This is a genomic window from Siccirubricoccus phaeus (assembly GCF_008360935.1).
Taxonomy (GTDB): domain Bacteria; phylum Pseudomonadota; class Alphaproteobacteria; order Acetobacterales; family Acetobacteraceae; genus Siccirubricoccus; species Siccirubricoccus phaeus.
On sequence record NZ_SRXO01000023.1, the window covers coordinates 1 to 24,383 of the forward strand.

Sequence of the window (24,383 nt, forward strand, 5' to 3'; positions counted from 1 at the left end):
GGGGTGGGGGGCGGTGCCGCCAGCCACCCCCACCCTAACCCTTCCCGCCAGCGGGGGACGGAACGGGGCCGCCCCTACCCGAACCGCGCCAGCGTGAATTGGCGTGGGATCTCGGCCTTCCCCAGCACGGCATCGGCCGTCATCCGGCCGCAGATCGGCGCCAGGGTGTAGCCATTGCTGGTGACGGCGTGGAAGAAGCCCGGCACCCCCGGCGCCTCGCCCAGCAGCGGGGCGCGGTCCACCTCCACCGCCAGCCCGGTCCAGGCGCGGATGGCGTGCATCCCGGCCAGCGAGGGCAGCACCCGCCCCGCCACCCAGAGATTGCCCTCAATGGAGCGGCGGAGGTTGCGCGGCGAGCCCCTGGCGTCCAGCACCCCCGGCCAGCCGCCGCCCACCAGCACATGCCCGCCATCCCCCTGCTTCAGGGAGAGGTGCCGCGCCGCATGCGCCACCAGATGCCGCATGGTCGGCGCCGCCGCCTCGGTCGCGATCACCTGCTGGACGGAGCCGATGACGGGCAGCGAGACTCCCAGCATCTCCCCCACCCGCCCGGCATAGGCCCCGGCGCAATTCACCACCCGCCCGGCGCGGATCACGCCGCCGGCGGTGGTCACGGCGAAGCCTGCGCCCTCGCGCGCCATCGCTTGCACCTCCACGCCTTCGCGCAGCCGGGCGCCGGCCTTTGCCGCCAGCCGCTTCAGCGCGGTGGTGCCGCGCAGCGCGTCGATCTGCCCTTCCAGCGGGCTCCAGCTTGCGCCGAGGAAGCCGGGGCCGAGATAGGGCGCCAGGCTGTACAGCTCGTTGGCCCCCAGCAGGTGGCTTTCCAGCCCCTGCTTCCGCTCCACCGCCACCTTGGCGCGGGCCCAGGCGAATTGCGCCTCGGTCTCCGCCAGCATCAGCCCGCCCTCGTTGCGGATGCCCAAGCCCTCGCCCGCCGCCGCCGCGATCTCCCGCCACAGCGCGATGCTGCGTGGCCCGAGCGGCAGCCGGTCGATGGCGGGGCCCGTCTCCTGCTCCCCGTCGAAATCATAGGTGAGGAGCTGGACATGCAGGCTGCCGGCATTGGCGGTGCTGGCGGCCATGCCAGCCTCGCCGCGCTCCACCAGCAGCACGTCCGCGCCCGCCTGCGCCAAATAGAGCGCGGTGGAAAGGCCGAGCGCCCCGCCGCCGATGACCAGCACGTCGCAGCTCCCGGCCGCCGGTGCGGTGGCGGGCTTTGCCGCCCAGCCATTGTAGTGCGGCAGCGGGAAGACGGGCCATGCCTCGCCTTCCGGCACTTCGAGCATCAGCGCCGCGGCCGGCACCGGCTTCACCGGGGCGCGCGGATGGGCGAAGCCGCTTTCCTCCGTGGCGCCGGTCAGCCGGGCGACAGTGGCGCCGCACATCCGCCCCTGGCAGCGCCCCATGCCGGCCCGCGTCGCCTTCTTCAGCGCGCCGAGGCTGCTGCTGCCGGCGGCGTATTCGGCGCGCAGTCTTCCGGCCGTCACGTCCTCGCAGCGGCAGATCACCGTCTCGTCCGCCACCGCGGCGATGTCGAAGGGCGGGGCCGCGAACATCCGCCACAGCGCGTCCTGGAAGGAAAGCGCCCGGTCCAGCGCCGCCCGCGCCGCCGCATCCTCCGGCGCCGCGAAGCCGAGGTCCCGCGCCGCCGCCAGCCCGGCCAGCCGGCCGCGCGCCAGCGCCACCCGCGCCCCGCCGATCGCCGCCCCATCCCCCACGGCGAAGACGGCGGGGATCGAGCTTCGCCCCTCGTCATCCGTCACCGTCTCCAGCCGTCCGAGGCCGACATCGACGAAGCGATGCGCGCAGCCCAGGGCGCGAGCCAGGCCGGTTTCCGGCTGGAAGCCGAGGTTCAGCGCGCAGGCATCGGCTTCGACTCGCCGCTCCCCCTCCGGCGTCGAGAGGCGCAGCGCGGCGAAGCGCTCCTCGCCCTCGCAGGCCAGGATGGTGCTGCCCCACAGCACCGGAACCCCCGCGGCGCGCAAGGTCCGCAGATAGCGCAGCCCGTCCCAGGCCAGATCCGGCGCCGTCCGCAGCAGCCGCGCCGCGTCGCGCAGCACGGCGAGGCCCGGGCGCGGCGCCGCCTCCGCCACCGCCGCCACCTGCACCCCGCCCGCCAGCAGCTCGCAGGCCAGTTGCAGGTTCAGCGGGCCGTTGCCGGCGATCACCACGCGCTGCCCGGGGGAGACGCGGTTCGCCCTGGCGAGCGTCTGCATCGCCCCGGTCGTCATCACCCCCGGCAGGGTCCAGCCCGGCACCGGCACCGGCCGCTCATGCGCGCCGGTCGCCAGCACCAGGCGCTTCGGGCGGAAGGTGAGGGCGGTCTCGCCCACCAGCGCGCCCAATTCCTCCGGCGAGAACGCCCCCCAGAGCGTGGCGCCGTTCAGCACCTCCACCCCCGCCGCGCGCACCGCCGCAAGCAGCGCCTCCCCCTGCCGGTGCTGCGGGTCCGGCGCGGCGTTGGCGTGGCTCGGCGCCAGCGGCTTCAGGTACTGCCCGCCCGGCTCGCCGCGCTCATCCAGCACCACCACCCGCGCCCCGGCCGCCGCCGCGGCGCGGGCGGCCTCCAGCCCGGCCGGGCCGGCGCCCACCACCAGCACGTCGCACGCCCGCTCGGCAATCGCCGAGGGAAGCGGCGCCAGCGGCACCGGCGCGGCGGGAAATTCCCCCGTCACCTGCATCCCCGCCGCCGCCTTCACCAGGCAGGCGCGCTGCCCCGGCTTGCCGTCGATGGTCACCACGCAGTCGAAGCAGGCGCCCATGCCGCACCATAGCCCCCGCGGCGCCCCGGACGCCGTGCGCCGGTAGGCCAGGATCCCGGAGGCGGAGAGGGCGGCGGCGAGCGTCTCCCCCTCCAGCGCCGTCACCTCCTGCCCCTCGAAGCGGAGCGTGATCGGGCGGCCAATGGCGGCGATACCAGGCGAGGCCAGGCGGAGGCCCTTGCCGGCGGGCAGGGCGGTGGAGGACAAGGGCATCATCCTTCTCAGCATGCAGGGGCGGACCGCCATGCAAAAGCCCTTCCGCGGCACCTACACCGTCCTCATCACCCCCTTCACCCCTCCTGCCTTTCCTGGCGATGGCGGCGCGGTGGACCTGCCGGCGCTCAGGCGCCTGGTGGAATTCCAGATCGCGGAGGGCATCGATGGCCTCATCCCCCTCGGCTCCACCGGCGAGTTCCTCTCCGTCAGCCGCGAGGAGCGCACCGCCATCACCGAGACGGTGGTGAAAACCGCCGCCGAAGCCTCCGCGCGCCATGGGCGCGACGTCCCGGTGCTGATCGGCACCGGGGCCGAGGACACGCGCGAAGTGGTGGCGCTGAGCCGCGAGGCCGAGGCGCTCGGCGCCGACGGCGTGATGATCATCCCCCCCTTCTACTCCGTCCCCACCGAGGACGAGCTCTACCACCACTACAAGACAGCCGCCGACGCCATCGGCCTGCCCATCATGGTTTACAACAACCCGGCGACGGCGAATGTGGACATGGGCGCCGCGACCCTTGCCCGCCTCTCCACCATCCCCAACTGCAAATACGTCAAGGAAAGCACGCTGGAGGTGACCCGCGTGCGCGACATCATCGCCGCGGTGGACGGCCGCATGGAGGTCTTCGCCGGCGTGCTCGGCTACGAAAGCGCCTGGCTCGGCGCCATCGGCTGGGTGGCGGTGTGCAGCAACGTCCTCCCCCGCCTGTCCCGCGAGATGTTCGCCGCCGCCGCCTTCGAGGCCAACCGGGACAAGGCTCTTCCCCTCTACCGGCGCCTGGCGCCGCTGCTGCCCTGGGTCGGCGGCCCGCGCTACGTTGCCGGCACCAAGGCCGCCTTCCGGCTGCTGGGCATGGAGATGGGCGACCCCCGCCCGCCCCGCCTGCCCCTGCCGGAAGCGGATTGGCCCGCCCTGGCGCAGGTCTTGCAGGCCATCGGCCCCGAATGGACGGGCGCCATGCCCGCTACCCGCGCCGCCGCCGAATAGCCGAGAGGGACCCAGCCGCCATGTTCCGCCGCCTGCTGCTCGGCGCCGCCCTCGCGGCCGCCGCCGCGCCTGCCCTGGCCCAGAATTGCACCCCCCGCGTCGCGGATGCGGAGCTGGTGAAGCCCCGCACCCTGGTGCTCTCCACCAATCCCACCCTGCCGCCCATGCAATACGTCAACGCGCAGGGCCAGCTCGTCGGCATGCGCGTCGAACTGGGGACGGAAATCGCCCGCCGCCTCTGCCTCACGCCGGAGCACGTCCGCGTGGAATTCGCCGCCATGATCCCCGGCCTCGCGGCGCGGCGCTGGGACATGATCAACACCGGCATGTTCTACACCGAGGAACGCCAGAAGCTGATGTGGCTGGTCCGCTACGAGGAGCAGGCCATCAGCATCAGCGTCCCCCGCGGCAATCCGCGCAACATCCGCCGCATCGAGGACCTCGCCGGGCTGACCGTGGGGGTGGAGCAGGGCGGCTTCGAATTCCGCCGCACCCAGGACATCGCGACCGCGCTGACGAACCAGAACCTCCGCCCCATCACCATCCGCCCCTTCGACAATTTCGCCGTCTCCTTCCAGGCGCTGCGCGTCGGGCAGTTGGATGCCGCGGTCTCCATCGACAGCACGGCCAAGGAGTATGACGACCGCGGCGACTTCACCCGCGCCGTCTCCGGCCTGTTCGGCACGCCGATCAATTTCGGCTTCCGCAGCCAGGTGCTGGCCCAGGCCGTGGCACAGGTGCTGACGGAGATGAAGACCGACGGCAGCTTCCAGGCGCTGCTCGATCGCTTCGGGGTGAAAGCCTATGACGGGCCGTTCGAGACGGTGGGGCCCTCGTGACGGGGGCTTCGCCCCCGAGCCCCCAGCAGAGGGCTCTGCCCTCTGCACTCCCGCCGGGGAGGGGACCCCTCCCCGGACCCCGGTGTGAGTCGGCAGGTTCAACCCACGGGTCCAAGACTCACACCGGGGTCCGGGGCCAGGTCCTGGCCCCGGCGGGGGTTCGGGGGCAGCGCCCCCGATCTTACGGCTAGCCCGTGCAGATCTGGCGTTGGGACGGCTTCCTCGACTACCTGTTCAACGGATATCTGCTGGAAGGCGCCGCCATTTCCGTTGCGCTGACGGTGGGCGCGCTGGTCTTCGGGCTTCTCCTCGGCATTGCGCTGGCGGTGCTGCGCCTCTCCGGCCACCGCGCCCTCTCCGGCTTCGCCGCCCTCTATTGCTGGCTGTTCCGCGGCACGCCGCTGCTGGTGCAGTTGCTCGTCATCTATACCGGCCTGCCGCTCATCGGCATCCGCTTCTCGGTGTGGGAGGCGGCGCTGATCGGCATGTCCCTGAACGAGGGCGCCTATCTCAGCGAGATCGTCCGCGCCGGTATCCTCGCCGTGCCGAAGGGCCAGCGGGAGGCAGCGACCGCTCTCGGCCTGCACCGCGTCCAGGTGTTCCGCCTGGTGGTCTGGCCGCAGGCTTTGCGCATCATCATCCCGCCCCTCGGCAACAGCGTGAACGGGCTGCTGAAGACCACCTCCGTCGCCAGCGTCATCTCCGTGGATGAGCTGCTGCGCCGCACTCAGATCCTGATCCAGGAGCGCTTCCTGGTGCTGGAGCTGTTCCTGGTGGCAGCGCTCTACTACCTGGTGCTGACCAGCCTGTGGGAGCTGGTGCAGCGCCGCCTGGAAGCGCATTATGGCCGCGGCTTCGGCCAGGAGGGCGCGGATCGGCGCTAAGCGTCCGCCCGGTTCCGCATGTGCTGCGCCAGCCCTTCCACCTGCGGCAGCACCGCCGCCGTCAGCGCCGCATCCGTCACCGTCTCCGCCCAGGCCCGCCGGAAGCAGAGCAGCCAGCCCTCGATCTCCGGCCCGGCGATCGGCGCGTGCAGGTGCCGCCGCCGCAGCATCGGATGGCCACGCTTGGAGGTGTAGAGCGGCGGCCCGCCCAGCCAGCCGGTGAGGTACTCAAACAGCTTCTCCTCCGACCCCGCCAGGCTCTCGGGGTGGATGGCGCGGCAGGCGGCGGCTTCGGGCAGGCTGTCCATCAGTTCGTAGAAGCGGCGGACCAGCCGGCGCACGCCGGCCTCGCCGCCGATGCGGTCATAGGGGGTGGGGCCTGGCGTATCGGACGTCGGCTTATCGGGCACCAGGGCAGCATCTCCGCAGGGCTGCCTGCGATCGGCCTGGGCATGCGCGCCGGAAGCGCGCATGCCCAGGCCGTGAATCGCCGGCTCAAGGATCTCCGGGCGCGCATCGGCCCAACCATGCCGGGCGATGCGCGTGTGCTTGGCATAGCAGCGGCGGCGCGCCGGGAGAATGATCCTGCGCAATTCCTCGCCGGGCCGCCGCAGCCTCGGCTATCCTGGCGCAAAGCCGGGAGAGTCCAGGAATGAAGACGCCTTTCCTCAGCCTCATGGCCGCATTGCTGGCCGCCGCCGCGCCCGCCGCCGCGCAGACCCGGGCGGCCGACCAGCTCACCATCGGCTATGCCGCCGTCGTCACCACGCTGGATCCGCACTACCACAATCTCGGCCCCAACAACGCCATGGGGAACCACATCTACGACCGGCTGGTGGAGCGCGACGCCCACGCCAAGCCACGGCCCGGCCTAGCGGAAAGCTACCGCCCCCTCTCCGACACGCTCTGGGAGTTCCGCCTCCGCCGCAACGTCACCTGGCATGACGGCAGGCCCTTCACCGCGGACGACGTGGTCTTCACCTTCGAGCGCACGCCGAACGTCCCGAACAGCCCGGGCGGCTTCGGCGGCTTCCTCCGCGCCATCTCCCGCGTCGAGGTCGTGGACGACCACACCATCCGCCTGCACACAAGCACGCCGCACCCGCTGCTGCCGCTCGACCTCGCCTCCGTCTCCATCATCGCCCGCCATGCCGCGACCGGGGCGGAGGCGGAGGCCTACAACAGCGGCCGCGCCGCCATCGGCACCGGCCCCTACCGCGTCCTCGCCTACCGCTCCGGCGACCGGGTGGAGCTGGCGCGCAACGAGAATTGGTGGGGCGGGCAGGAGCCCTGGTCGCGCGTCACCGTCCGCTTCCTGCTGAATGACGGCGCCCGCACCGCGGCGCTGCTCGCCGGCGATGTCGACCTCATCGAGCAGATCCCGACCACCGACCTGGCGCGGCTGAAGCGCGACCAGCGCATCGCGGTGACGGAGGCGCCGAGCCTCCGCACCGTCTTCCTCTCGCCCGACTATTCCCGCACCGGCCCGCACCCCAACGTCACGGACAATGCCGGCAATCCGCTGGCGGAGAATCCGTTCCGCGACCCGCGGGTGCGCCGCGCCCTCTCCATGGCGATCAACCGGGAGGCGCTGGTGGCGCAGGTGATGGAGGGGGCGGCGACGGCGACCGCGCAATGGCTGCCCGAAGGCGCCTTCGGCTACAACCCGGATGCCAAGCCGCGCCCCTACGACCCCGAGGGCGCGAAGCGCCTGCTCGCTGAGGCCGGCTTCCCGGAAGGCTTCCGCCTCACCCTCGCCACGCCGAACGACCGCTGGCCGAATGATGCCCGCATCTCCCAGGCCGTGGCGCAGATGTGGACCCGCATCGGCGTGCGCAGCGCCGTGGACGCCATGCCCTTCGCCGCCTTCGTGCCACGCCGCAGCCGGCAGGATTGGGCCATGCAGCTCGGCGCCTGGGGCAGCAGCACGGGGGAGGCGTCGAACTACCTGCTCGCCATCGTCTCCAGCTATGACCGGGCGAAGCTCACCGGCCCCTCCAACATGACGCGGCATTCCGACCCGGAATTCGACGCGCTGCTGGCGCGCGGCGCGGCGACGATGGATGACGAGGTGCGGGAGGGCATCTGGCGCCAGGCCGTCGCGCTCTATGCCGAGCGCGAGCCGATGATCCAGTTGCTGCAATATGTGAACACCTGGGCGCATCGCCGCGGCCTGTCGCATGAGCCGCGCATGGATGAGCGCACCCTGGCGATGGGCGTGCGTCCGGCGCGCTGAGCGGCGCGCCTCGCCTGCTACCGGATCGCCACCTCCACCGCCCGCCGCCCGGCCATCGCCGCCGCCGTGCCGGCCAGCCGCGCCGACCATTTGCCCCGCTGCGGATCGCCCCACTGCACCGCCAGCTTCGCCGCCAGCTCCGCCATCAGCAGCGCCCCCGCCATCGCCGCCCGCCACGCCCCGCGATGCTTCCGCAGCATGTGCTGGCGGGACCAGGCCATGTGCCATTCCTTGCCGAAGCTCACCACCGCCGAGGGCGCGGAGGAGCGCGCATTGCCATGGACCAGCCGCGCCGCTTCCACATGCACCAGCGCATGCCCCGCCGCGCGCAGCCGCATGCAGATGTCGTCATCCTCGTAGTAGAGGAAGATCTCCGGATCGAAGCCGCCCAGCGCGCGGAACGCGTCCAGCCGGAAGAACATCGCCGCCCCGCCGACATAGGGCGCGCAGCAATCCCCCACCGGCGGCACCGGCCGCGCCCGGCCGCGATGCCGCAGCAAGACCGGCAGCCGGCCGAATTGCAGTTCCCCTTCCTCGGTCTCGATGCGCGGCGCCAGCAGCGCGGCCTCCGGATAGCGCTCCGCCGCCTCCAGCAGCGCCTCCACCATCCCGGGCGCCGCCCGCGTATCCGGGTTCAGCAGCAGGCCGAAGGGCGTTCCGGCGCCGGCGAAGCCCAGATTCGCCGCCCGCCCGAAGCCGAGATTCTCCGCCACCCGGATCACTTCCGCCCCCGCCGCCGCGGCGATCGCCGCGCTGGCATCCGTGCTGGCATTGTCCACCACCACCAGCCGCGCCCCGCGCGGCAACGCGGCCAGGCAAGCGGGCAGCACCGCTGCGCTGTTGAAGGCGACGACCAGGATCGTCACCTGGGCCAGCCGGGCCTCGGCCGCGGCGGCGGTGGCGGGAAGGGTCTCGGGCACCGGCCGGGCATTCACCGCCCGGCCCGGCCTGTCAACCTCGGCGCGGCGTCAGGCCCGGCTCAGCGCGCCGAGGCCTCCAGATTGCCCGCATCCAGCCCCAGCGCCGCCGCCGTGGCGGGGTTGAGCTGCCCGGTCGCCTGCAGCCCGCGGCCCTGCTGGAAGCGCTCGATGGCGGATTGCGTGCCGGCGCCCCAGGCGCCGTCCACCGGGCCGCGATAGAAGCCCAGCGCCCGCAGCCGCCGCTGCACGTTGCGCACGGCGCGCGGGCTCAGCGGCTCCGGCGCCATGGCCGCCGGCGTGCCGGGGGCGGGGCCGGCGGTGGGGCCGGCCGCCAGCAACTCGCTCGGCGCCAGGCCCAGCGTTGCCGCCGTCGCCTGGTTGAGCTGCCCGTTGGCCTGCAGCCCGCGGCTCATCTGGAAGCGTTCCAGCGCCGCCTGGCTGTCCGGGCCCCAGATGCCGTCCGGCCGCCCGGCATAGCTGCCGGCCTGGCGCAGCTTCTCCTGCACCGCGCTCACCGCCGCCGGCGCCAGGGGCTGGGTGTAGAGCAGGGACGGCGCCTGCTGCGCCAGGGCCGGGCCGGCCAGCAGCAGCCCGGCCAGCGCCAAGGTAGGGGTTCGGATCATCGCCGTGTCCTCCGTGCTGCTACCGGAAACACCGGAGACCGCAGCGGGTTCGACCGCCGGCATCATCCCGGTCGCCTGCCGGCGCCTCGGCGCCTGCCGCAACAGGGGCCTGGCGGCGGAGCGGCGAGCGACTTTGGGGGGAGCCGACGCCGCCGGTGCCGGCGGCACCGGCAGGTCCGCGCCCATGCGGGTGCGGCGCAACCTGTCTGGGCGCGCCGCGGCCCCCTTGCGTCAGGCTCTCACCCCGGGCTGGACAGCTTCATCAGCACCAGGCCGCCAAGGATCAGGAGCGCCGCCAGCACTCGCAGGGGCGTCGCCGCCTCGCCCAGAACCAGGGTGCCGAGCAGGAAGGCCCCGACGGCGCCGATCCCGGTCCACACCGTATAGGCGGTGCCCAGCGGCAGGCTCCGCATCGACCAGGAGAGCAGCCCGAAACTGGCCAGCATCGCCAGCAGGGTCACGGCGGTGGGCCAGGGGCGGGTGAAGCCCTCCGACCGCTTCATCGCATAGGCCCAGAGAACCTCGAACAGGCCAGCGATGCCCAGACAGACCCACGCCATGGCAGCCCTCCTCGGAGCAGACTGCCGGGCCGTCCCGGACCTGATACCCGCGGAGGGGGAGGACGTGGCCTCACCCGGCGCATATGCGCATCAGGCGCGGCGGGATCAATCCCGGAAGCGCGGGCGGGGGCGCGGGCTGGCGCGATCCGGGCTGGTGAATCCGGCCCAGGCCGTTGTTCTGTAAACGCTTTTGCCAGGCAATCCCGCCTGGCCTGAAGTATCCCGGCGCCGAAATCCGGCGCCCCCGGCACGGGACACTGGCCAGTGGCCCGCCTGCCCGCCCCGTTCCCCGGCAAGCCAACGGGTGCGCGGGCAGGACACCCGACCATTTTCAAGTCCGGCGGCATCGCCGGACGACTCGGAATGCGACAGAACAAGAAGCTGGAGCGGGTTCACCGAGCACAGGCGAGGTGAAGCCGCTCTAGCTTATGGCTTGTAGAGCAGATTCACGCCTCCGGGCGATGCCGCCCTCCGGCGATCTGCTCTAGCAGGCTGCTGAAAAAGTCTCTCGGCATCGCAACGGAATCCGAAGGAATCGAGGGAAGGTGCGTCGCGAATCAGCTATGCGCATCGGCGGCGTGACGCGAAACAAGGTTGCGTCGGTGCCGTCCGATTTCCTTTGTCAGCGGCCTGCTAGGCTGCCAGCGGCGGGATGTTCTCCAGCAGCCAGCGCGCCAGCGCCGTCACCCGCGCATCCTGTTGGTATTGCCCCATCACCTGCACCCCAACCGGCAGCCCGCCCACCGCCAGCAGCGGCACGGTCACCACCGGCGCCCAGAGCAGCGAGGAGGGAATGTTGAACACCGCATCCCCCGTCGGCCGCGGCGCCAGCGGCTGGCCGGGCTTGTCCCCCTCCCACACCGGCGCCGGGCCGGGGCAGGCGAGGCTGATGATCGCATCCGCCAGCCCGGCCAGCCGCGCATGGCGAAGCTGCGCCTCCTCCCGCTTCGCCAGCGCCGCCTGGTAGTCGCGCGGGGACATCGCCTCCGCGCGCTCCAGCAGGCCGCGGGCGCGCGGGCTGATCGCCTCCGGGTCGGCATCCAGCAGGGCGCGCTGGTACCAGCGATTCTCCCAGCCGGTGATCGCGGTGGAGAGGGCACGGCCCTCGGCAATGCCCTGCTCGAAGGCCTCGATCGCCGGATGGTCGCCGCGCCGCAGCAGCTCCACCCCGGCATCGGCGATGCGCGCCAGCAGCGCCTCGAAAGCCGATTTGCTGGCGGCGTCCAGCCCGGCCCAGCCCTCGCTCTCCATCACGATCAGCCGCACCGGCCGCTGCGAAGCGGGCGGGGTGCGTGGGCCTTGCAGCCCGGGCCGGCCGGGGTCGCCGCCGCAGCGCGCGGCGATCTCGATCGCCACCTGCCACATGTCCTCGATGCTGCCGGCATGGACGCCATGGGTGCTCATGCTGGTGGTCTGGCGCTCGCCGCGATGGAGGCCGCCCTGGCTCGGCTTCAGCGCCACATTGCCGCAGAAGGCGGCGGGACGGATGATGGAGCCGCCGACCTGCGTGCCGATCGCCGCCGGCACCATCCGCGCAGCGACGGCGGCGGCGGAGCCGGAGGAGGAGCCGCCCGGCGTGTGGCGCGGATTGAAGGGGTTGGTGGTCGGCCCCGGATGGCTGCCGCCGAGCTCCGTGGTGACGGTCTTGCCCAGCACCACCGCGCCGGCCTGGCGCAGCGCCCAGACCGCGGCGTTGTCGCGCTTGGGGAAATGGCCCTTATAGCCGCGGCAGCCCATCTCGGTCGGCATGTCGCGGGTTTCCAGCAGGTCCTTGATGCCGATCGGCAGCCCGTCGATGGCCGAGAGCGGCGTGCCGGCCTGCCAGCGGCCGCTGCTGGCATCGGCGGCGGCGCGGGCGCCATCGATGTTCATCGTCGCCCAGGCCTGCACCACGGGCTCCCGCGCGGCGATGGTGGCGAGGCAGCGTTCCAGATAGGCGCGGGGGGTGTCCGTGCCGTCGCGGAAGGCGGCCAGATGATCGTGCCAGGTGAGGGCGCGGAACTCTGTGGGGTTGTAGGCTTCGGCCATGCTCGCCTCCTGCTGCCGGCGCATCCTGCGCGGAATTGCGCGGAGGAGCCATGGGGGCTCCGCCCCGGAACCCCCGCCAGGGGCGCTGCCGCTGGACCCCGCCGGTGGTTGCCGGCAGCGCCGGCAACCCTCCCCACCCCGGTGTGAGGTTCGGACCCGACGGTCGGACCAGCAGACTTATGGCGGGGGTCCCGGGGGAAGCCTTCCCCCCCGGCGGGAGTGCAGAGCGCGGCGCCCTCTGTCGCGGGTTGGGAGGCAGAGCTCCAACATCTGGACGCCGCTTGACGGCCAGATGAACCCTGCGCCACCTTCCCCTCGCGCCGGGGCAAGACCCCGCGCCATTCTCCGGGAGAAGCGCCTGCACCGGCAGCGAGCAGCGGGCGTGCAGGATGCTCATGCGCATCTGGTGGTCCGGCCCTGGCCTTGCGCCAAGGCGCCGCGCGCCCCGGCACCGTCCGCCCCGCCTTGCGGAAGGAGCTGCCCATGCGTGTTTCCCGTCGCGCCGCCCTTGGCGGCGCCCTGACCACCGCCCTGCTGCCGCCGGGCTTTCATCGCGCGGCCCTGGCCCAACCCGCCCCCGCCCCGCGCCGCGGCGGCACGCTGCAACTCACCTTGGTGCCGGAGCCGCCGATCCTCGCCCTCGGCGTCAACAACCAGGGGCCGACCCAGGTCGCCGCCACCAAGATTTTCCAGGGGCTGCTGCGCTACACCCACAGCCTGGAACCGCTGCCGGAGCTGGCGAAGAGCTGGTCGGTCAGCGAGGACGGCCGCGAATACACCTTCCGCCTGCAGGAGAACGTGAAGTTCCACGACGGCCAGCCGATGACGGCGGAGGACGTGCTGTTCTCCATCATGCAATTCCACATGCAGCTCTCGCCGCGCACCCGGACGATCTTCGGGCTGATCAAGGAAGCCTCGGCGCCGGACCCGCTGACGGTGAGGCTGGTGCTCTCCCAGCCCTTCGAGCCCTTCCTGCTGATGTTCTCCGCCACCGCCTGCTGCATCGTGCCGAAGCATCTGTTCGAGGGGCGGGAGTTCCGCCAGGCGCCGGCGGTGCAGGCTCCCATCGGCACCGGCCCCTTCCGCCTCGCCGAATGGCAGCGCGGCAATTTCATCCGGCTCGACCGGTTCGATCAGTACTGGCGCCCCGGGCAGCCCTATCTCGACAGCGTCATCTTCCGCATCATCCCGGACAGCCAGAGCCGGGCGCTCGCCTTGCAGAACGGCCAGGTGCAGGCGGCGCTGGCGAACGATATCGAGCCCTTCGACCTGCCGCGCTTCCGCGCCCTGCCGAATATGAGCGTGCGCACCGATGGCTGGGAATTCTCCCAGCCCATCTCCTGGATCGAGCTGAACCACCGGGTAAAGCCGCTGGAGGACAAGCGGGTGCGGCAGGCGATGAGCCTCGCCATCGACCGGAATTTCATCGTCAACCGGCTGTGGTTCGGCGTCGGCAAGCCCTGCACCGGGCCGCTGGCTTCCTCCACCCGCTTCTACGATCCTTCCATCGCCCTGCCGGCGCACAACATCCGCGCGGCGCAGCAGCTATTGGACGCCGCCGGCTACCGCGCCGGCGCCAATGGCGTGCGCTTCAGCCTGAAGCATCTGGTGCTGCCCTATGGCGAGGTGTGGACGCGGCTTTCCGAATATCTGCGCCAGGCCATGGCGCGCATCGGCATCGACTTCCAGCTCGAGACCACCGATGCTGGCTCCTGGGCGCAGCGCATCGGGCAGTGGGAGTATGAGACGAGCATCAACTGGGTCTCGCAATTCGGCGACCCGACGCTCGGGGTGGAGCGGACCTATGTCAGCAGCAACATCCAGAAGGTGACCTTCACCAATACCGGCGGCTACTCGAACCCGCAGGTGGACGCGCTGTTCGAGAAGGCGCGGACCAGCGGCGACGCGGCGGTGCGGCGGGAGGCCTTCCGCGAGGTGCAGCGGATTCTCGTGGAGGAGGTGCCGCAGGTGTGGATTCACGAGCTGGCCTTCCCCACCATCGCCGACAAGCGCGTGCAGAATCTGGTGACGCTGGGAATGAGCGCGCATGCCAGCTATGACGACGTGTATTTCGCGGGGTGAGTGAGGGCTCACGCCCAAGGTTGGTCCACCCCCATCCTCTCCCGCCAGCGGGGGTGGCGCGGTATCTCCCTCCCCCGCTGGCGGGGGAGGGTCGGGGTGGAGGCAGGTGTCCCTGTGGGGCTGCCCTATCCGAAGCGCGCCGCTGCCCTACCGCCACAGCCCATCCCACACCGGCAGCCCCAGCAGCGCCGCCACCGCGATCATGCCGTAGCAGGCCAGGCGGAAGGCCCGGTCGCTGGCCAGGCCGAACATCCGCGTGCCGCCCCAGATGCCCAGCGCATAGACCGGCGCGCCGATCAGAAAGGGCGGCACCAGGCTGGCGCGCAGCAGCCCCGTCGCGGCATAGGCGATGACGATCAGCCCCGAGGCCGCCGCCAGGTACAGCGCGAAGGAAGCGCGGATCTGCCGCGCATTGCCCGGCTGGCCCAGCAGATAGGCCATGATCGGCGGCCCGCTCACCATAGCGATGCCGCCCAGCACCCCGCCGGCGACGCCGACGCCGACCGTCACCGGGTCGCTCGGCCGCCCGCGGAATCGCCAGCCGGAGGCGAGCAGCCCCAGCATCGCCAGGATCAGCGCCGCCACCCCCCAGCGCAGCGCCTGCTGATCCGCCGCCGCCAGGGCCAGGGCGCCGAGCGGCGTGCCGAGGGCGGAGCCGATCGCCATCACCCCGACCTGGCGGCGGTCCGCCAGCTTCCAGGCCCCCGGCGTCAGCAGCGCGATGGCGACGGATTCCATCGCCAGCATCAGCGGCGCCGCCACGCGCGGGCCAAGGCCGATGGAGGCGAGGGGGATGAAGATCATCGCCGCGCCGAAGCCGGAAAAGCCGCGGGCCAGCCCGCCGGCCAGGGCCGCCACCAGCAGCCAGGTCAGGGCCGGGCCTTCCGGCAGCGCGGACAGCAGATCGCTCACCCCGGCATCCTCGCCTGGCCCCGAGGCGACGGGAAGACCTCGCCCTGGAGAAGTTGTCATCGGCGGCGGTGATCCGCCGATGGCTCATCCGCATCCGGCCCCAGGGAGCCGGGGTGCGGCATCTGCCAGCGTGCCGGGGCAGCCCGAATGGCCTGGCGTCCGTGCGGGTATCGGGCGGGCAGGCGCGATTCGCCCATGGCCGGGCACCGAAGGCAGGATGCCGCCCCCTCCCGCCCCCGGGCAGGGGCGCGGCGGCATGGGAGGGAAAGGCGTCGCCCGTCGGGGCGGTCGAAGGATGACGAGCGCCATGCCCGATCTTGATCTTTTTTGAGATGCAGCCCATTAGTCGCGTGATAGATATGAAAATTCGCTACGCTTTCGGATGGGAATGCAACCGTGCCGACGATATTCGCCAATTGCGTCCTGCGTCCCGCCCTGGCCGCTGCCAGGGTGGTACGGCGGGGCGTGGCCAGCCGCGGCGTCCGGCGCAGCCTCACCGGCAGCGCGGTGGTCAGGCATGCGCGCCGGCCGGTCGTCTGGGTTCTGGCCTGCGCCGCGGGGGCGCCATTGGTTCTGGCGCCGCCCCCGCCCCCCCTCGCCGAAACCCGGCCGGTAGCCGCCGAGCCCCATGGCCTGATCCCCTTCGACCTGGCGGGGCTGGGGGGTGGTGGCCTCGGCGCCCTGGCGGGCCGTTCCACCTGGCCGGAGAACGCCTGGCCGGCCCTTGCCGGGGGGGGCGCAGGGGCGCTGCCGCCCCATGCCAGCCTGCCAGGGGACGCGCCGCCCTATGCCAGCCTGCCGGGAGGCATGCCGCCCTATGCCAGCCCGCCGGGGGGCATGCTGCCCGACGGGGCCGGGCCAGGCTCCGCCGACACCACGCCCGGCCCTGGGACGCCGCCTGGCGCGGCCGAGCCGACGCAACCGGTCGGCGTGCCTGAGCCGAGCGGATGGCTGCTCCTGCTGCCGGCCGGGGCCCTGCTCCTCGGGCTGCGGCAGGCGGCACGCCAGAAGCCCCCCGCGGCGCGAGAGGCGAGCTGAGAGCCTGCCGCAAAGGCTCTGCGGCGCGGTCTCGTCGCCCTGGCGTCACGCGCCGGCATGCTGTTCGTATGGCATCCGCGGGTTTGCCGATGCCACCAGCATCGGCCGGCGCCGTCGCGGCAGCGCCGCGACCCTGGCCAGGGCGCAAAATCCCTCGCCGATCCGCTGCCGGGACCTATCGCAGCAGGCCCTGACTCATCCGGCCCCGCCCGGCGTGCCTCGCTGGACGGGGAGAGGCGCAGTGGATTAACTCCCCCTGCGGTCCGGAGGAGAAGCGCCCATGTCCAAGGTCATCATCAGCGTCGCCGTCACCGGCGCCATCCATACCCCCAGCATGTCGGATTACCTGCCGATCACGCCCGCCGAGATCGCCGAGCAGTCGATCGCCGCGGCGGAGGCCGGCGCCGCCATCATCCACCTGCATGCGCGGGACCCGAAGGATGGCCGCCCGACGCCGGACCCGGCGGTGTTCATGCAATTCCTGCCCGTCATCAAGCAGAGCACCGATGCGGTGATCAACATCACCACCGGCGGCGGCCTCGGCATGACGGTGGATGAGCGGCTGGCGGCGCCGCTCAAGGCGAGCCCCGAGATGTGCTCGCTCAACATGGGCAGCATGAATTTCAACATCTCCGGCAGTGCCGCCCGCATCAAGCAATTCAAGTACGAGTGGGAGCGGCCTTACCTCGAAGGCACCACGGATTTCATCTTCCGCAACACCTTCAAGGACATCGAGCAGATCGTGGAGCGGCTGGGCAAGGGCCACGGCACGCGCTTCGAATTCGAATGCTACGATGTCGGCCATCTCTACAACCTGGCGCATATGCTGGACCGCAAGGTGGTGGAGCCGCCGCTCTTCACCCAGACCATCTTCGGCATCCTGGGCGGCGTCGGGGCGGAGCCGCGCAATTTGCTCTTCATGAAGGAGACGGCGGACCGGCTGTTCGGCAAGGATTACGTCTGGTCCGTGCTGGCGGCGGGGCGCAACCAGATGCCCTTCACCACCATGGCGGGGATGCTGGGCGGGAATGTGCGCGTGGGGCTGGAGGACTCCTTGTGGATCGGCCGCGGCCAGCAGGCGAAGAGCAATGCCGAGCAGGTGGCGAAGATCCGCCGCATCCTGGAGGAGCTGAGCCTCGAGATCGCCACGCCGGCCGAGGCGCGCGAGATCCTCAAGCTGAAGGGCGGCGACAAGGTCGGGTTCTGACGGAAACCGGGCGGCCGCGGCTCGGCCCTGCGCCCCCACCCCCTCCGCGGGTTGGAGGAGGGAGGTGGCTGGTTCAACCGGCAGACTCAGGCCGGGGTCCCGGGGAGGCGCTCGCCTCCCCGGCGGGGGTTGGCGGCGCTGCCGCCAACGGGCAGCGCTCCTGCTGGGGGTTTTGGGGGCGAAGCCCCCATTCCTCAGCCCGCCGCCGGCACCAGCCCCGGCAGCAGCGCGCCGAATTCCGCCGCGCCCACCGGCCGGCCGTACAGAAACCCCTGCGCCTCGTCGCAGCCCTCGCCGGCCAGCATGGCTGCCTGCTGCGCATCCTCCACCCCGCCCGCCTGGGCGCGGATGCCGAGCGCCCGGCTCATCCCCAGCACGGCGCGGATGATCGCCGTCGCCTCCCGATCCGTCCCCAGCCCGCGGATGAAGGAGCGGTCGATCTTGATACGGTCGAAGGCGAAGCGCCGCAGCGTGCCGAGGCTGGAGCTGCCGGTGCCGAATTCATCCAGCGCGATGCTCACCCCCAGCCCCCGCAGCCGGGCCAGGGCGGCGAGCGTCGCCTCGGCATCCGCCATCAGCAGGGCTTCCGGCAATTCCAGCTCCAGCCGCTGCGGCGGCAGGCCGGTCTCGCGCAGAGTACGCTCCACCATGGCGACGAAGCCGCCGCGGCGGAACTGGCCGCAGGAGATGTTCACCGCGATGCGCGGCAGGCCGGGCCAGCGCGCCGCCTGGCGGCAGGCCTCGGCCAGCGCCCAGGCGCCGATCGGGCCGATCAGCCCGGTCTCCTCCGCCAGGGGGATGAATTGCTCCGGCAGCAGCGCCCCGCGCAGCTCGTGGTTCCAGCGCAGCAGCGCCTCCGCCCCCACCAGCCGGCCCTGCGCCAGGTCGAATTGCGGCTGGTAGTGCAGGCTGAACTGGCCCTCCGCCAAGGCGCGGCGCAGATCCGCCTCCAGCGCCTTCCGCGCCTGCAGCCTGGCGTTCATCTCGGCGGCGAAGAAGCGCCAGGTGCCGCGCCCGGCATCCTTCGCCTGATAGAGCGCCACATCCGCCTCCTGCAGCAGCAGGGCGGGGTCGATCAGCGCCTCCGCCCCCTGGCGCAGGGCAATGCCGATGCTGGTGCCGATGATCGCCTGGTGGCCGTTGAGGTCGAAGGGCTCGGCCAGCACCTCCACCATGCGCCGGGCCAGGGCCTCCACCTCGGCGGGCGGGATGGCGCCGCACTGCACCACGGCGAATTCGTCGCCGCCGAGGCGGGCCAGCGTGTCCGTCTCCCGGATGCAGGCATTCAGCCGCGTCGCCACCTGGGTCAGCAGCAGGTCGCCGGCGGCATGGCCCAGCGTGTCGTTCACCTCCTTGAACCGGTCGAGGTCGATGCAGTGGACCACGATGGTGGCGTCCTGGCGCCTTGCCTGGGCCAGGGCCTGGTCCAGCCGGTCCCGGAACAGGGCGCGGTTGGGCAGGCCGGTCAGGCTGTCATGCGTCGCCAGATGGGCGACGCGGTCCAGCACGCTGGCGGCCATCGCCTCCGCCTCGTCGCGTCGCCCGGCGCGGTCCAGCCGCGCGTCCAGCCGGCCCTCGGAGACGTTGCGCACTGCCTCCTCCAGCCGGGTCAGCGGCCGCAGCAGCCGGCGGGTGAAGAAGATGCCGAGCAGCACGGCAAGCAGCGTCCCGCCCAGGCCGCTGGCGCCGAGGGCGAAGAGCGTCTGGCGCACCGCGCCCTCGGTCTCCTGCCAGGCATGCTCCTCGAGCTGCTCGGCGAGCATGGAGGTGCTGGCCAGGGCGTCCGCCAGATGGTCGTCGGCCTGGCGCAGCGCCTTCTCCCGCTGCGTCACGATCGCCGCCGACGCCAGCGCCTGCCGGTGCTGCGCAAGCACGCCGTCATCGCCGAAGACCAGCGCGTCCAGGCGTTCCATCACCTGCAGCAGCGCCGCCTCCCGGGCAGGGTCGCGCGGCATGTGGGCGGCGGCATCCCGCAGCCGGGCCAGCAGCAGCGCCGCCGCCGCCGCCGCCCGGCGGCGCAGCTCCAGCAGCCTGGTGAGCTGCGCCGGCGGCGCCTCCGCCTCGGCGAGGCCGAGCGTCAGGTCGAGCTGGGCGTTGAGGGCGAGGCGGGATTCCATCACCTCCCCCGCCGCCGGCAGCACCGGGTGAATGGCGCCGGACATGGCATCGGCCAGCGCCAGCTCCGCCGCTGCGGCGCCGGTGCCGGCAGCGGCGGCCTGGCGCATGCGGCTGGCCAGCGCGGCCATGGCCCGGGCGGTGTCGCCCAGATAGGGCCCCACCGCGGCGCGCAGCAGGCCCAGCTCCTCGCGATAGGCCCGCAGCTTCTCCTGCTGCCGCTGCGCCGCCGCCAGGCGCTGGCGATGGGCAGCGACGATGTCGGTCATCAGCCGGATCACCTCCGCCGTGGTGGCCAAGGCGTGGTCCAGCGGCAGGGCGGCACCGGAGCGCGCGGCAAGGCTGCCGAGGCGTTCCAGCCCCGCTTCGCTGCCCCGCCGCAACGCCTCGAAGGCGGCGAGCTGGGATTGCAGCTCCTCATCCGTCGTGTCGTTGCCGGCCAGGGCGGCCATCAGCGTCGCCTGCATGCGCTGCGCCGTCAGCCGCAGCTCCGCGCTCTCGCTGCGCAGCGGCGTGGCGATCTCCGCCAGCAGGCGCAGCCGGGCCTGGCCGCGCTGGACATAGATGCTGGTGGCGCCGCAGCTCAGCAGGACCAGCAGGGCCATGGACAGAAAAGCGAGAATCAGCCGCGCGCGCAGGCCGAGCGCGCCGCCGCGCGGAGCCTCGGCGGGCAGGCCCATCCCGGCAGGCATGGCCGGCTGCTGGCTGCGGGATGGGCGAGGCACCGGGGCCGGGGTCCTTCTGGTTCCGGCGGCGGAGCCTAGGGGGCGTGGGTTAAGGAACTTGCCATCAGGGGGCGGGGCTCCGCCCCCGGACCGCCGGCAGGGGCTCTGCCCCTGCACCCCCGCCGGGGGAGGGGACCCCTCCCTGGACCCCGGTGGGAGCTTGGACCCCCGGGGGGGGGAGCGCCGCTAATGCAGCCGATGCGGCTCGTCGGGGCTGTCCAGGCTGAAGCCGGGGATCAGCACGTCGAACTGCTCGCCGGAGCCGTGCTCCACCATGTGATAGAGGCCGCGCATGAAGCCGGAAGAGGTCGCGAGCGGCGTGCCGGACGTGTATTCGAAGCTCTCCCCGGGCTCCAGCACCGGCTGCTCCCCCACCACGCCATCGCCATGCACCCGCTGGGTGCGGCCGAGCGCATCGGTGATGAGCCAGGTGCGCTGCAGGAGCTGCACGGTCTGCCGCCCCTCATTGGCGATGGTGACGCGATAGGCCCAGACGAAATGGCTGCGCTCCGGCGCCGACTGGTCGGCCAGGTAGAAGGTGCGGACGGAGACGCGGATGTTGCGCGTTACCTCCGTATAGGGGTCGGGGCCGCGGGCCATGGCGGTCAGCTCCGCGCCGTGGCGAGGCCGGCGCCGACCAGCGCGGTGCCGCCGAGGCGGTTGACGCCGCGCCGCAGCCCCGGCCGCGCCACCGCGGCGGAAAGGCGGGTGGCGAGCAGCGCGTAGCCCAGCGCGTTCAGCGCGGCGAGGGTGACGAAGCTGGCGACCATGATCGCCGCCTGGGGCAGCCAGGGGCGGGCCGGGTCCAGGAATTGCGGGACGAAGGCGACGAAGAAGGCGATGCTCTTCGGGTTCAGCGCGGTGACCAGCCAGGCCGTGCGGAAGGCACGGCGCGGCGGGGCGGGCGGCGGCGCCGCGGCGGCCACGGGGGCGCGCCAGAGCGTCACGCCGAGCCAGACGAGATAGGCGGCGCCGGCCCATTTCAGCGCGGTGAAGAGGGTGGCCGAGGTGGCGAGCAAGGCACCGAGCCCGGCCAGCGAGAGCGACATGGCGGTGAGGTCGCCGAGCGCCACGCCGGCCACCAGCGGCAGCGCTGCCCGGCGCCCGCCGCCGAGGGACTGGCCGATGACGAGCAAAATGGTCGGCCCAGGGATCAATAGCAGGGCGGTCGAAGCGGCGAGGAACGCCGCCCAGAGATCGAGTGCCATGTGTGGTGTCTCCCGGGCGGCAGCCTGCCATGGCGGGACGGGTGGGCGCCAGTTGCGCGTGGCCTCCCGCTTCCGCTGGCCGTTCCGGCGGGGCGTGCCTGCTGGGCGCTCGACGTCCCGCCGGAGGCGCTCCTCCGGCGCGATCGAGCGCGGCTCAAGCCCCGGCCATGGTGCCGAATTCAGGTCAAGGCTGCGGCGCAGCGGCGCCGCGCTTCGCGCGGCGAAGTCCTTGACCTGAGCTCGGCACCATGGCGTTCGCGAAGGGTCGGCTTCGAGGGTGCGAAGGCGCATGCAAGCGCCTTCGCAGGCGAGGAACGGACGCCGCCCTCCCCCCGCTGGCGAGGGAGGGCCGGGGTGGGGATGGACCGAGGCCGCAAGCAGAACCGGCCCCCCGTTATCCTGCAGCGGCTTCGCCGCGACAGGCTGTGCGAGGCGCGGTCGTCACCCGCCTCCCAGGCCCGCCGCGGCGGCGCGGCGACGCCGTGGGGCGCTAGCTTGTGTTTTCAGTGGCCTGCTGGTTCGCTACGTTCGCTGGAAATCCAGCGAACTGCGCGGGCAGGACACTAGATGGCGTCCAGCGCCGCGCCGAGGTCCTCGATGAGGTCCGCCACATCCTCCAGCCCGACCGACAAGCGGATCGTGCCATCCGTGATGCCGAGCTTCGCCCGCTCCTCCGCGCCGATGCGCATATGCGTGGTCGTCGCCGGATGCGTGACCAGCGACTTGGAATCGCCGAGGTTGTTGGAGATGTCGATCACCTGCAGCGCGTTGCAGAAGCGGAAGGCTGCCTCCTTGCCGCCCTTCAGGTCGAAGGTCACCAGCGTGCCGCCATCCGCCATCAGCCGCTTCGCCAGCGCGTGCTGCGGGTGGCTTGCAGCGAAGGGGTAGAGGGCGCGCGCCACCTCCTGCCGCCCGCCGAGGAATTCGGCGATGGCGGCGGCGCTGCGGCACATGGCCGGCACGCGCAGATGCAGCGTCTCCAGCCCCTTCAGGATCACCCAGGCATTGAACGGGCTGATGGAGGGGCCGGTGTTGCGGATGAAGGGCTGCAGCACATCCTCCACCCATTTCTTGCTGCCCAGCACGGCGCCGCCCAGCACGCGGCCCTGGCCGTCCATGTGCTTGGTGCAGGAATAGACGACGACGTCGGCGCCGAGGGTGAGCGGTTTCTGCAGCAGCGGCGTGGCGAAGACGTTGTCCACCACCACCAGCGCGCCGGCCCGGTGCGCCAGCTTCGCCACCGCCGGCAGGTCCACCAGCTCCAGCATCGGGTTGGAGGGCGTCTCCAGCAGCACCAGCGCGGCGGGCTTCGCCAGCGCCGCCTCCCACTGCGCCAGGTCGCCGCCGTCGACGAACACGCCCTCGATGCCGTAGCGCGGCAGCAGGGTGGAGACGATCCAGTGGCAGGAGCCGAACAGGGCGCGCGACGCCACCACCCGGTCCCCGGCCTTCAGGTGGGACAGCATGGCGGCATGCACCGCAGCCATGCCGGTGGCGGTGAGGCGGCAGGCCTCCGCCCCTTCCAGCGCGGCCAGGCGCTGCTCCAGCATCGTCGCCGTCGGGTTGCCGAAGCGGGAATACTGGAAATGTTGCACGCCGCCGGCGAAGGTCGCCTCGGCCTGCTCGGCACTTTCATAGACGAAGCCGGAGGTGAGGAAGAGCGCCTCGGCCGTCTCGTCATGGTTGCTGCGGCTGGTGCCGCCGCGGACCAGCAGTGTGGCGGGGCGGAGCGGGCGGTTGGGCAGGGTCTTGGACATCACGGGCACCTTGCAAACGCACGGCGTCCGGCCCCCTAGGCGGGGCGGGGGATGGCGGGCGCCATCCCTCGGCCGTTTAGCGCGCTTGTTTTCACCCCTGGTGAGGGGTGCCCGGAGGACCTCGCCGCAAGCTGGCCGGACAAATCGCGAGGGGTGGCGGGTGCCACCGGAGGGTAGCGATAGGACGGGGGCGGGGTGGGGTCAAGGGTTGGGGTGGCTAGATGGCCCGTGGGGGTGGCTGGACGGCTCGGTGGGGCTGTCTCGCCTGTGGGGTGGTTGCCCCGCCGGCAGGAGAGGCTGTCCTGCCGGTGGGAATGGTCGTCGCGCTCGTAGCGATGGCTGCCCGCCGGCGGCGGTGGCTGGACGCGCCCGCCACCGCGCGGCACGCTTCGCCCATGCCCGAATGGACCGTCGCCTCCGAAACCGGCCGACTGCTTGAGGTGCTGGTCTGCCCGCCGGACCATTACCGCTGGCTGCCGACCAACAGCATCGCCCGCCGCACCCTGGCGGCGGGCGGAGAGCCGGACCTGCTGGGCCTGCAAACCCAGCACCGGGAGCTGGTGGCGGCGCTGGAGCAGGGCGGCGCCAAGGTCCATGTGCTGCCACCCCAGCCGCATCTGCCCTACATGGTCTACACCCGCGATTCGGTGGTGGTGACGCATCGCGGTCCGGTGCTCTGCCAGCTCGAACGGCCGCAGCGGCGGGGCGAATACGCGTATCTGATCGACTGGCATGAGGATCACGGCTCCCGCTTCTGGCGGAAGAGCTCGGCGGGGACGCTGGAGGGGGGCGACTTCCATATCCTCCGTCCCGGCCTTGCCGTCATCGGCGCCAGCGGCGGCCGCACCGATCTCGCGGGGGCGGAGCAGCTTGCCGCCTGGCTGCGCGCGGAGGGCTGGGAGGTGCGGGTCGAGCCGTTCGATGAGCATTTCCTGCATCTCGACGTGCTGTTCTGCCTGGCCGCGCCCGGGCTGGCGGTGGCCTGCCTGGACGTGCTGGACCCCGGCTTCGTCGCCTGGCTGGCGGCGCACGGCATTCGCTGCCTGGACGTGCCCTATCGCGCCGCCATGCAGCTTGGCTGCAACATCCTGGCGCTGGGGGAGGGGCAGGTGATCTCCGCGGCCGAAAGCCGCGACCTCAACGCCGCGCTGCGGGCGGAGGGGCTGACGGTGCTGGACCCGCCGCTTTCGCTGTTTACCGCGGGCGGCGGCGGCCCGCATTGTCTTACCTGCCCGCTGGCGCGGGAGGTTTGACCTGCCCGCTGACGCGGAATGCTTGACAGC

The 24,383-nt window shown here is 72.4% G+C and carries 19 protein-coding genes; 8 read left to right on the plus strand and 11 right to left on the minus strand.

Features of this window, described 5'->3' with window-relative positions; all coding sequences use genetic code 11:
* Positions 1 to 74 precede the first annotated feature (74 nt).
* Entirely contained in the window at positions 75 to 2,969 is a 2,895-nt protein-coding gene (locus E5N76_RS23980; RefSeq protein WP_207792092.1) for an FAD-dependent oxidoreductase, read from the minus strand.
* On the opposite strand from E5N76_RS23980, the gene E5N76_RS23985 reads away from it, so the two are divergent.
* The 3 genes from E5N76_RS23985 (at position 2,941) to E5N76_RS23995 (ending at position 5,689) form a co-directional block, all read left to right on the plus strand.
* Entirely contained in the window at positions 2,941 to 3,966 is a 1,026-nt protein-coding gene (locus E5N76_RS23985; protein WP_235907853.1) for a dihydrodipicolinate synthase family protein, read from the plus strand. The two genes, E5N76_RS23980 and E5N76_RS23985, sit on opposite strands and share 29 nt — an antisense overlap.
* A gap of 20 nt (positions 3,967 to 3,986) precedes the next feature.
* A complete protein-coding gene (locus tag E5N76_RS23990) occupies positions 3,987 to 4,805 on the plus strand; it encodes an ABC transporter substrate-binding protein (RefSeq protein ID WP_149539891.1) in 819 nt (272 codons plus the stop codon).
* A gap of 194 nt (positions 4,806 to 4,999) precedes the next feature.
* The gene (locus E5N76_RS23995) at positions 5,000 to 5,689 is read left to right on the plus strand and encodes an amino acid ABC transporter permease (protein WP_149539895.1); all 690 of its coding nucleotides are present in this window, start codon (positions 5,000 to 5,002) and stop codon (positions 5,687 to 5,689) included.
* On the opposite strand, the gene E5N76_RS24000 is transcribed toward E5N76_RS23995, so the two are convergent.
* Positions 5,686 to 6,099, minus strand: a complete 414-nt coding sequence (locus E5N76_RS24000) for a group II truncated hemoglobin (protein ID WP_207792093.1) — start codon at positions 6,097 to 6,099, stop codon at positions 5,686 to 5,688. The two genes, E5N76_RS23995 and E5N76_RS24000, sit on opposite strands and share 4 nt — an antisense overlap.
* Before the next feature lie 242 nt (positions 6,100 to 6,341).
* Here E5N76_RS24000 and E5N76_RS24005 point away from each other — a divergent pair, with 242 nt between their 5' ends.
* Positions 6,342 to 7,925 carry an ABC transporter substrate-binding protein gene (locus E5N76_RS24005; protein ID WP_149539902.1) on the plus strand — a complete coding sequence of 528 codons (1,584 nt, stop codon included), beginning with the start codon at positions 6,342 to 6,344 and terminating at the stop codon, positions 7,923 to 7,925.
* Positions 7,926 to 7,942: 17 nt separating this feature from the next.
* Here the strand turns inward: E5N76_RS24005 and E5N76_RS24010 are convergent, their stop codons facing one another.
* From E5N76_RS24010 to E5N76_RS24025, 4 genes are all read right to left on the minus strand, one after another.
* Positions 7,943 to 8,845 (minus strand): glycosyltransferase family 2 protein, encoded by a 903-nt coding sequence (locus E5N76_RS24010; protein WP_187830361.1) that lies wholly within the window; start codon positions 8,843 to 8,845, stop codon positions 7,943 to 7,945.
* A 59-nt stretch (positions 8,846 to 8,904) separates the two neighbouring features.
* The gene (locus E5N76_RS24015) at positions 8,905 to 9,468 is read right to left on the minus strand and encodes a peptidoglycan-binding domain-containing protein (RefSeq protein WP_187830362.1); all 564 of its coding nucleotides are present in this window, start codon (positions 9,466 to 9,468) and stop codon (positions 8,905 to 8,907) included.
* Between the two features lie 239 nt (positions 9,469 to 9,707).
* The gene (locus tag E5N76_RS24020) at positions 9,708 to 10,028 is read right to left on the minus strand and encodes a DMT family transporter (RefSeq protein ID WP_149539910.1); all 321 of its coding nucleotides are present in this window, start codon (positions 10,026 to 10,028) and stop codon (positions 9,708 to 9,710) included.
* A gap of 633 nt (positions 10,029 to 10,661) precedes the next feature.
* A complete protein-coding gene (locus E5N76_RS24025) occupies positions 10,662 to 12,056 on the minus strand; it encodes an amidase (RefSeq protein ID WP_149539913.1) in 1,395 nt (464 codons plus the stop codon).
* 483 nt (positions 12,057 to 12,539) lie between these two features.
* Here E5N76_RS24025 and E5N76_RS24030 point away from each other — a divergent pair, with 483 nt between their 5' ends.
* On the plus strand, positions 12,540 to 14,138 hold the full coding sequence (locus E5N76_RS24030; RefSeq protein ID WP_149539916.1) for an ABC transporter substrate-binding protein: 1,599 nt from the start codon (positions 12,540 to 12,542) through the stop codon (positions 14,136 to 14,138).
* 147 nt (positions 14,139 to 14,285) lie between these two features.
* On the opposite strand, the gene E5N76_RS24035 is transcribed toward E5N76_RS24030, so the two are convergent.
* Complete coding sequence (locus E5N76_RS24035; RefSeq protein ID WP_235907854.1) at positions 14,286 to 15,050, minus strand: sulfite exporter TauE/SafE family protein; 765 nt, start codon at positions 15,048 to 15,050, stop codon at positions 14,286 to 14,288.
* Positions 15,051 to 15,446: 396 nt separating this feature from the next.
* Between E5N76_RS24035 and E5N76_RS24040 the strand changes: the two genes are divergently transcribed.
* Both E5N76_RS24040 and E5N76_RS24045 read left to right on the plus strand, forming a co-directional pair.
* The gene (locus tag E5N76_RS24040) at positions 15,447 to 16,088 is read left to right on the plus strand and encodes a hypothetical protein (protein WP_149539921.1); all 642 of its coding nucleotides are present in this window, start codon (positions 15,447 to 15,449) and stop codon (positions 16,086 to 16,088) included.
* Between the two features lie 280 nt (positions 16,089 to 16,368).
* A complete protein-coding gene (locus E5N76_RS24045; RefSeq protein WP_149539923.1) occupies positions 16,369 to 17,295 on the plus strand; it encodes a beta-keto acid cleavage family enzyme in 927 nt (308 codons plus the stop codon).
* A 194-nt stretch (positions 17,296 to 17,489) separates the two neighbouring features.
* On the opposite strand, the gene E5N76_RS24050 is transcribed toward E5N76_RS24045, so the two are convergent.
* The 4 genes from E5N76_RS24050 to metZ all read right to left on the minus strand — a co-directional run bounded on the left by E5N76_RS24050 (position 17,490) and on the right by metZ (position 23,100).
* A complete protein-coding gene (locus E5N76_RS24050) occupies positions 17,490 to 20,102 on the minus strand; it encodes a putative bifunctional diguanylate cyclase/phosphodiesterase (RefSeq protein WP_149539925.1) in 2,613 nt (870 codons plus the stop codon).
* A gap of 219 nt (positions 20,103 to 20,321) precedes the next feature.
* Entirely contained in the window at positions 20,322 to 20,735 is a 414-nt protein-coding gene (gene apaG, locus E5N76_RS24055; protein ID WP_149539926.1) for a Co2+/Mg2+ efflux protein ApaG, read from the minus strand.
* Between the two features lie 5 nt (positions 20,736 to 20,740).
* Positions 20,741 to 21,343: a LysE family translocator gene (locus E5N76_RS24060; RefSeq protein ID WP_149539928.1), complete on the minus strand. Its 603-nt coding sequence runs from the start codon at positions 21,341 to 21,343 to the stop codon at positions 20,741 to 20,743.
* 563 nt (positions 21,344 to 21,906) lie between these two features.
* Complete coding sequence (gene metZ / locus E5N76_RS24065; protein ID WP_187830363.1) at positions 21,907 to 23,100, minus strand: O-succinylhomoserine sulfhydrylase; 1,194 nt, start codon at positions 23,098 to 23,100, stop codon at positions 21,907 to 21,909.
* Positions 23,101 to 23,495: 395 nt separating this feature from the next.
* On the opposite strand from metZ, the gene E5N76_RS24070 reads away from it, so the two are divergent.
* The gene (locus tag E5N76_RS24070) at positions 23,496 to 24,353 is read left to right on the plus strand and encodes a dimethylarginine dimethylaminohydrolase family protein (RefSeq protein ID WP_149539930.1); all 858 of its coding nucleotides are present in this window, start codon (positions 23,496 to 23,498) and stop codon (positions 24,351 to 24,353) included.
* Positions 24,354 to 24,383: the final 30 nt, after the last annotated feature.

What these genes read in the sequence shown, in the direction of transcription:
- E5N76_RS24045 (WP_149539923.1), top strand. Translation starts at nt 16,369, where the DNA reads ATGTCCAAGGTCATCATCAGCGTCGCCGTCACCGGCGCCATCCATACC.
- apaG (WP_149539926.1), bottom strand. Translation starts at nt 20,735, where the DNA reads ATGGCCCGCGGCCCCGACCCCTATACGGAGGTAACGCGCAACATCCGC.
- E5N76_RS24020 (WP_149539910.1), bottom strand. Translation starts at nt 10,028, where the DNA reads ATGGCGTGGGTCTGTCTGGGCATCGCTGGCCTGTTCGAGGTTCTCTGG.
- E5N76_RS24025 (WP_149539913.1), bottom strand. Translation starts at nt 12,056, where the DNA reads ATGGCCGAAGCCTACAACCCCACAGAGTTCCGCGCCCTCACCTGGCAC.
- E5N76_RS24015 (WP_187830362.1), bottom strand. Translation starts at nt 9,468, where the DNA reads ATGATCCGAACCCCTACCTTGGCGCTGGCCGGGCTGCTGCTGGCCGGC.
- E5N76_RS24070 (WP_149539930.1), top strand. Translation starts at nt 23,496, where the DNA reads ATGCCCGAATGGACCGTCGCCTCCGAAACCGGCCGACTGCTTGAGGTG.
- E5N76_RS24060 (WP_149539928.1), bottom strand. Translation starts at nt 21,343, where the DNA reads ATGGCACTCGATCTCTGGGCGGCGTTCCTCGCCGCTTCGACCGCCCTG.
- E5N76_RS24030 (WP_149539916.1), top strand. Translation starts at nt 12,540, where the DNA reads ATGCGTGTTTCCCGTCGCGCCGCCCTTGGCGGCGCCCTGACCACCGCC.
- E5N76_RS24050 (WP_149539925.1), bottom strand. Translation starts at nt 20,102, where the DNA reads ATGCCTGCCGGGATGGGCCTGCCCGCCGAGGCTCCGCGCGGCGGCGCG.
- E5N76_RS23990 (WP_149539891.1), top strand. Translation starts at nt 3,987, where the DNA reads ATGTTCCGCCGCCTGCTGCTCGGCGCCGCCCTCGCGGCCGCCGCCGCG.
- metZ (WP_187830363.1), bottom strand. Translation starts at nt 23,100, where the DNA reads ATGTCCAAGACCCTGCCCAACCGCCCGCTCCGCCCCGCCACACTGCTG.
- E5N76_RS24005 (WP_149539902.1), top strand. Translation starts at nt 6,342, where the DNA reads ATGAAGACGCCTTTCCTCAGCCTCATGGCCGCATTGCTGGCCGCCGCC.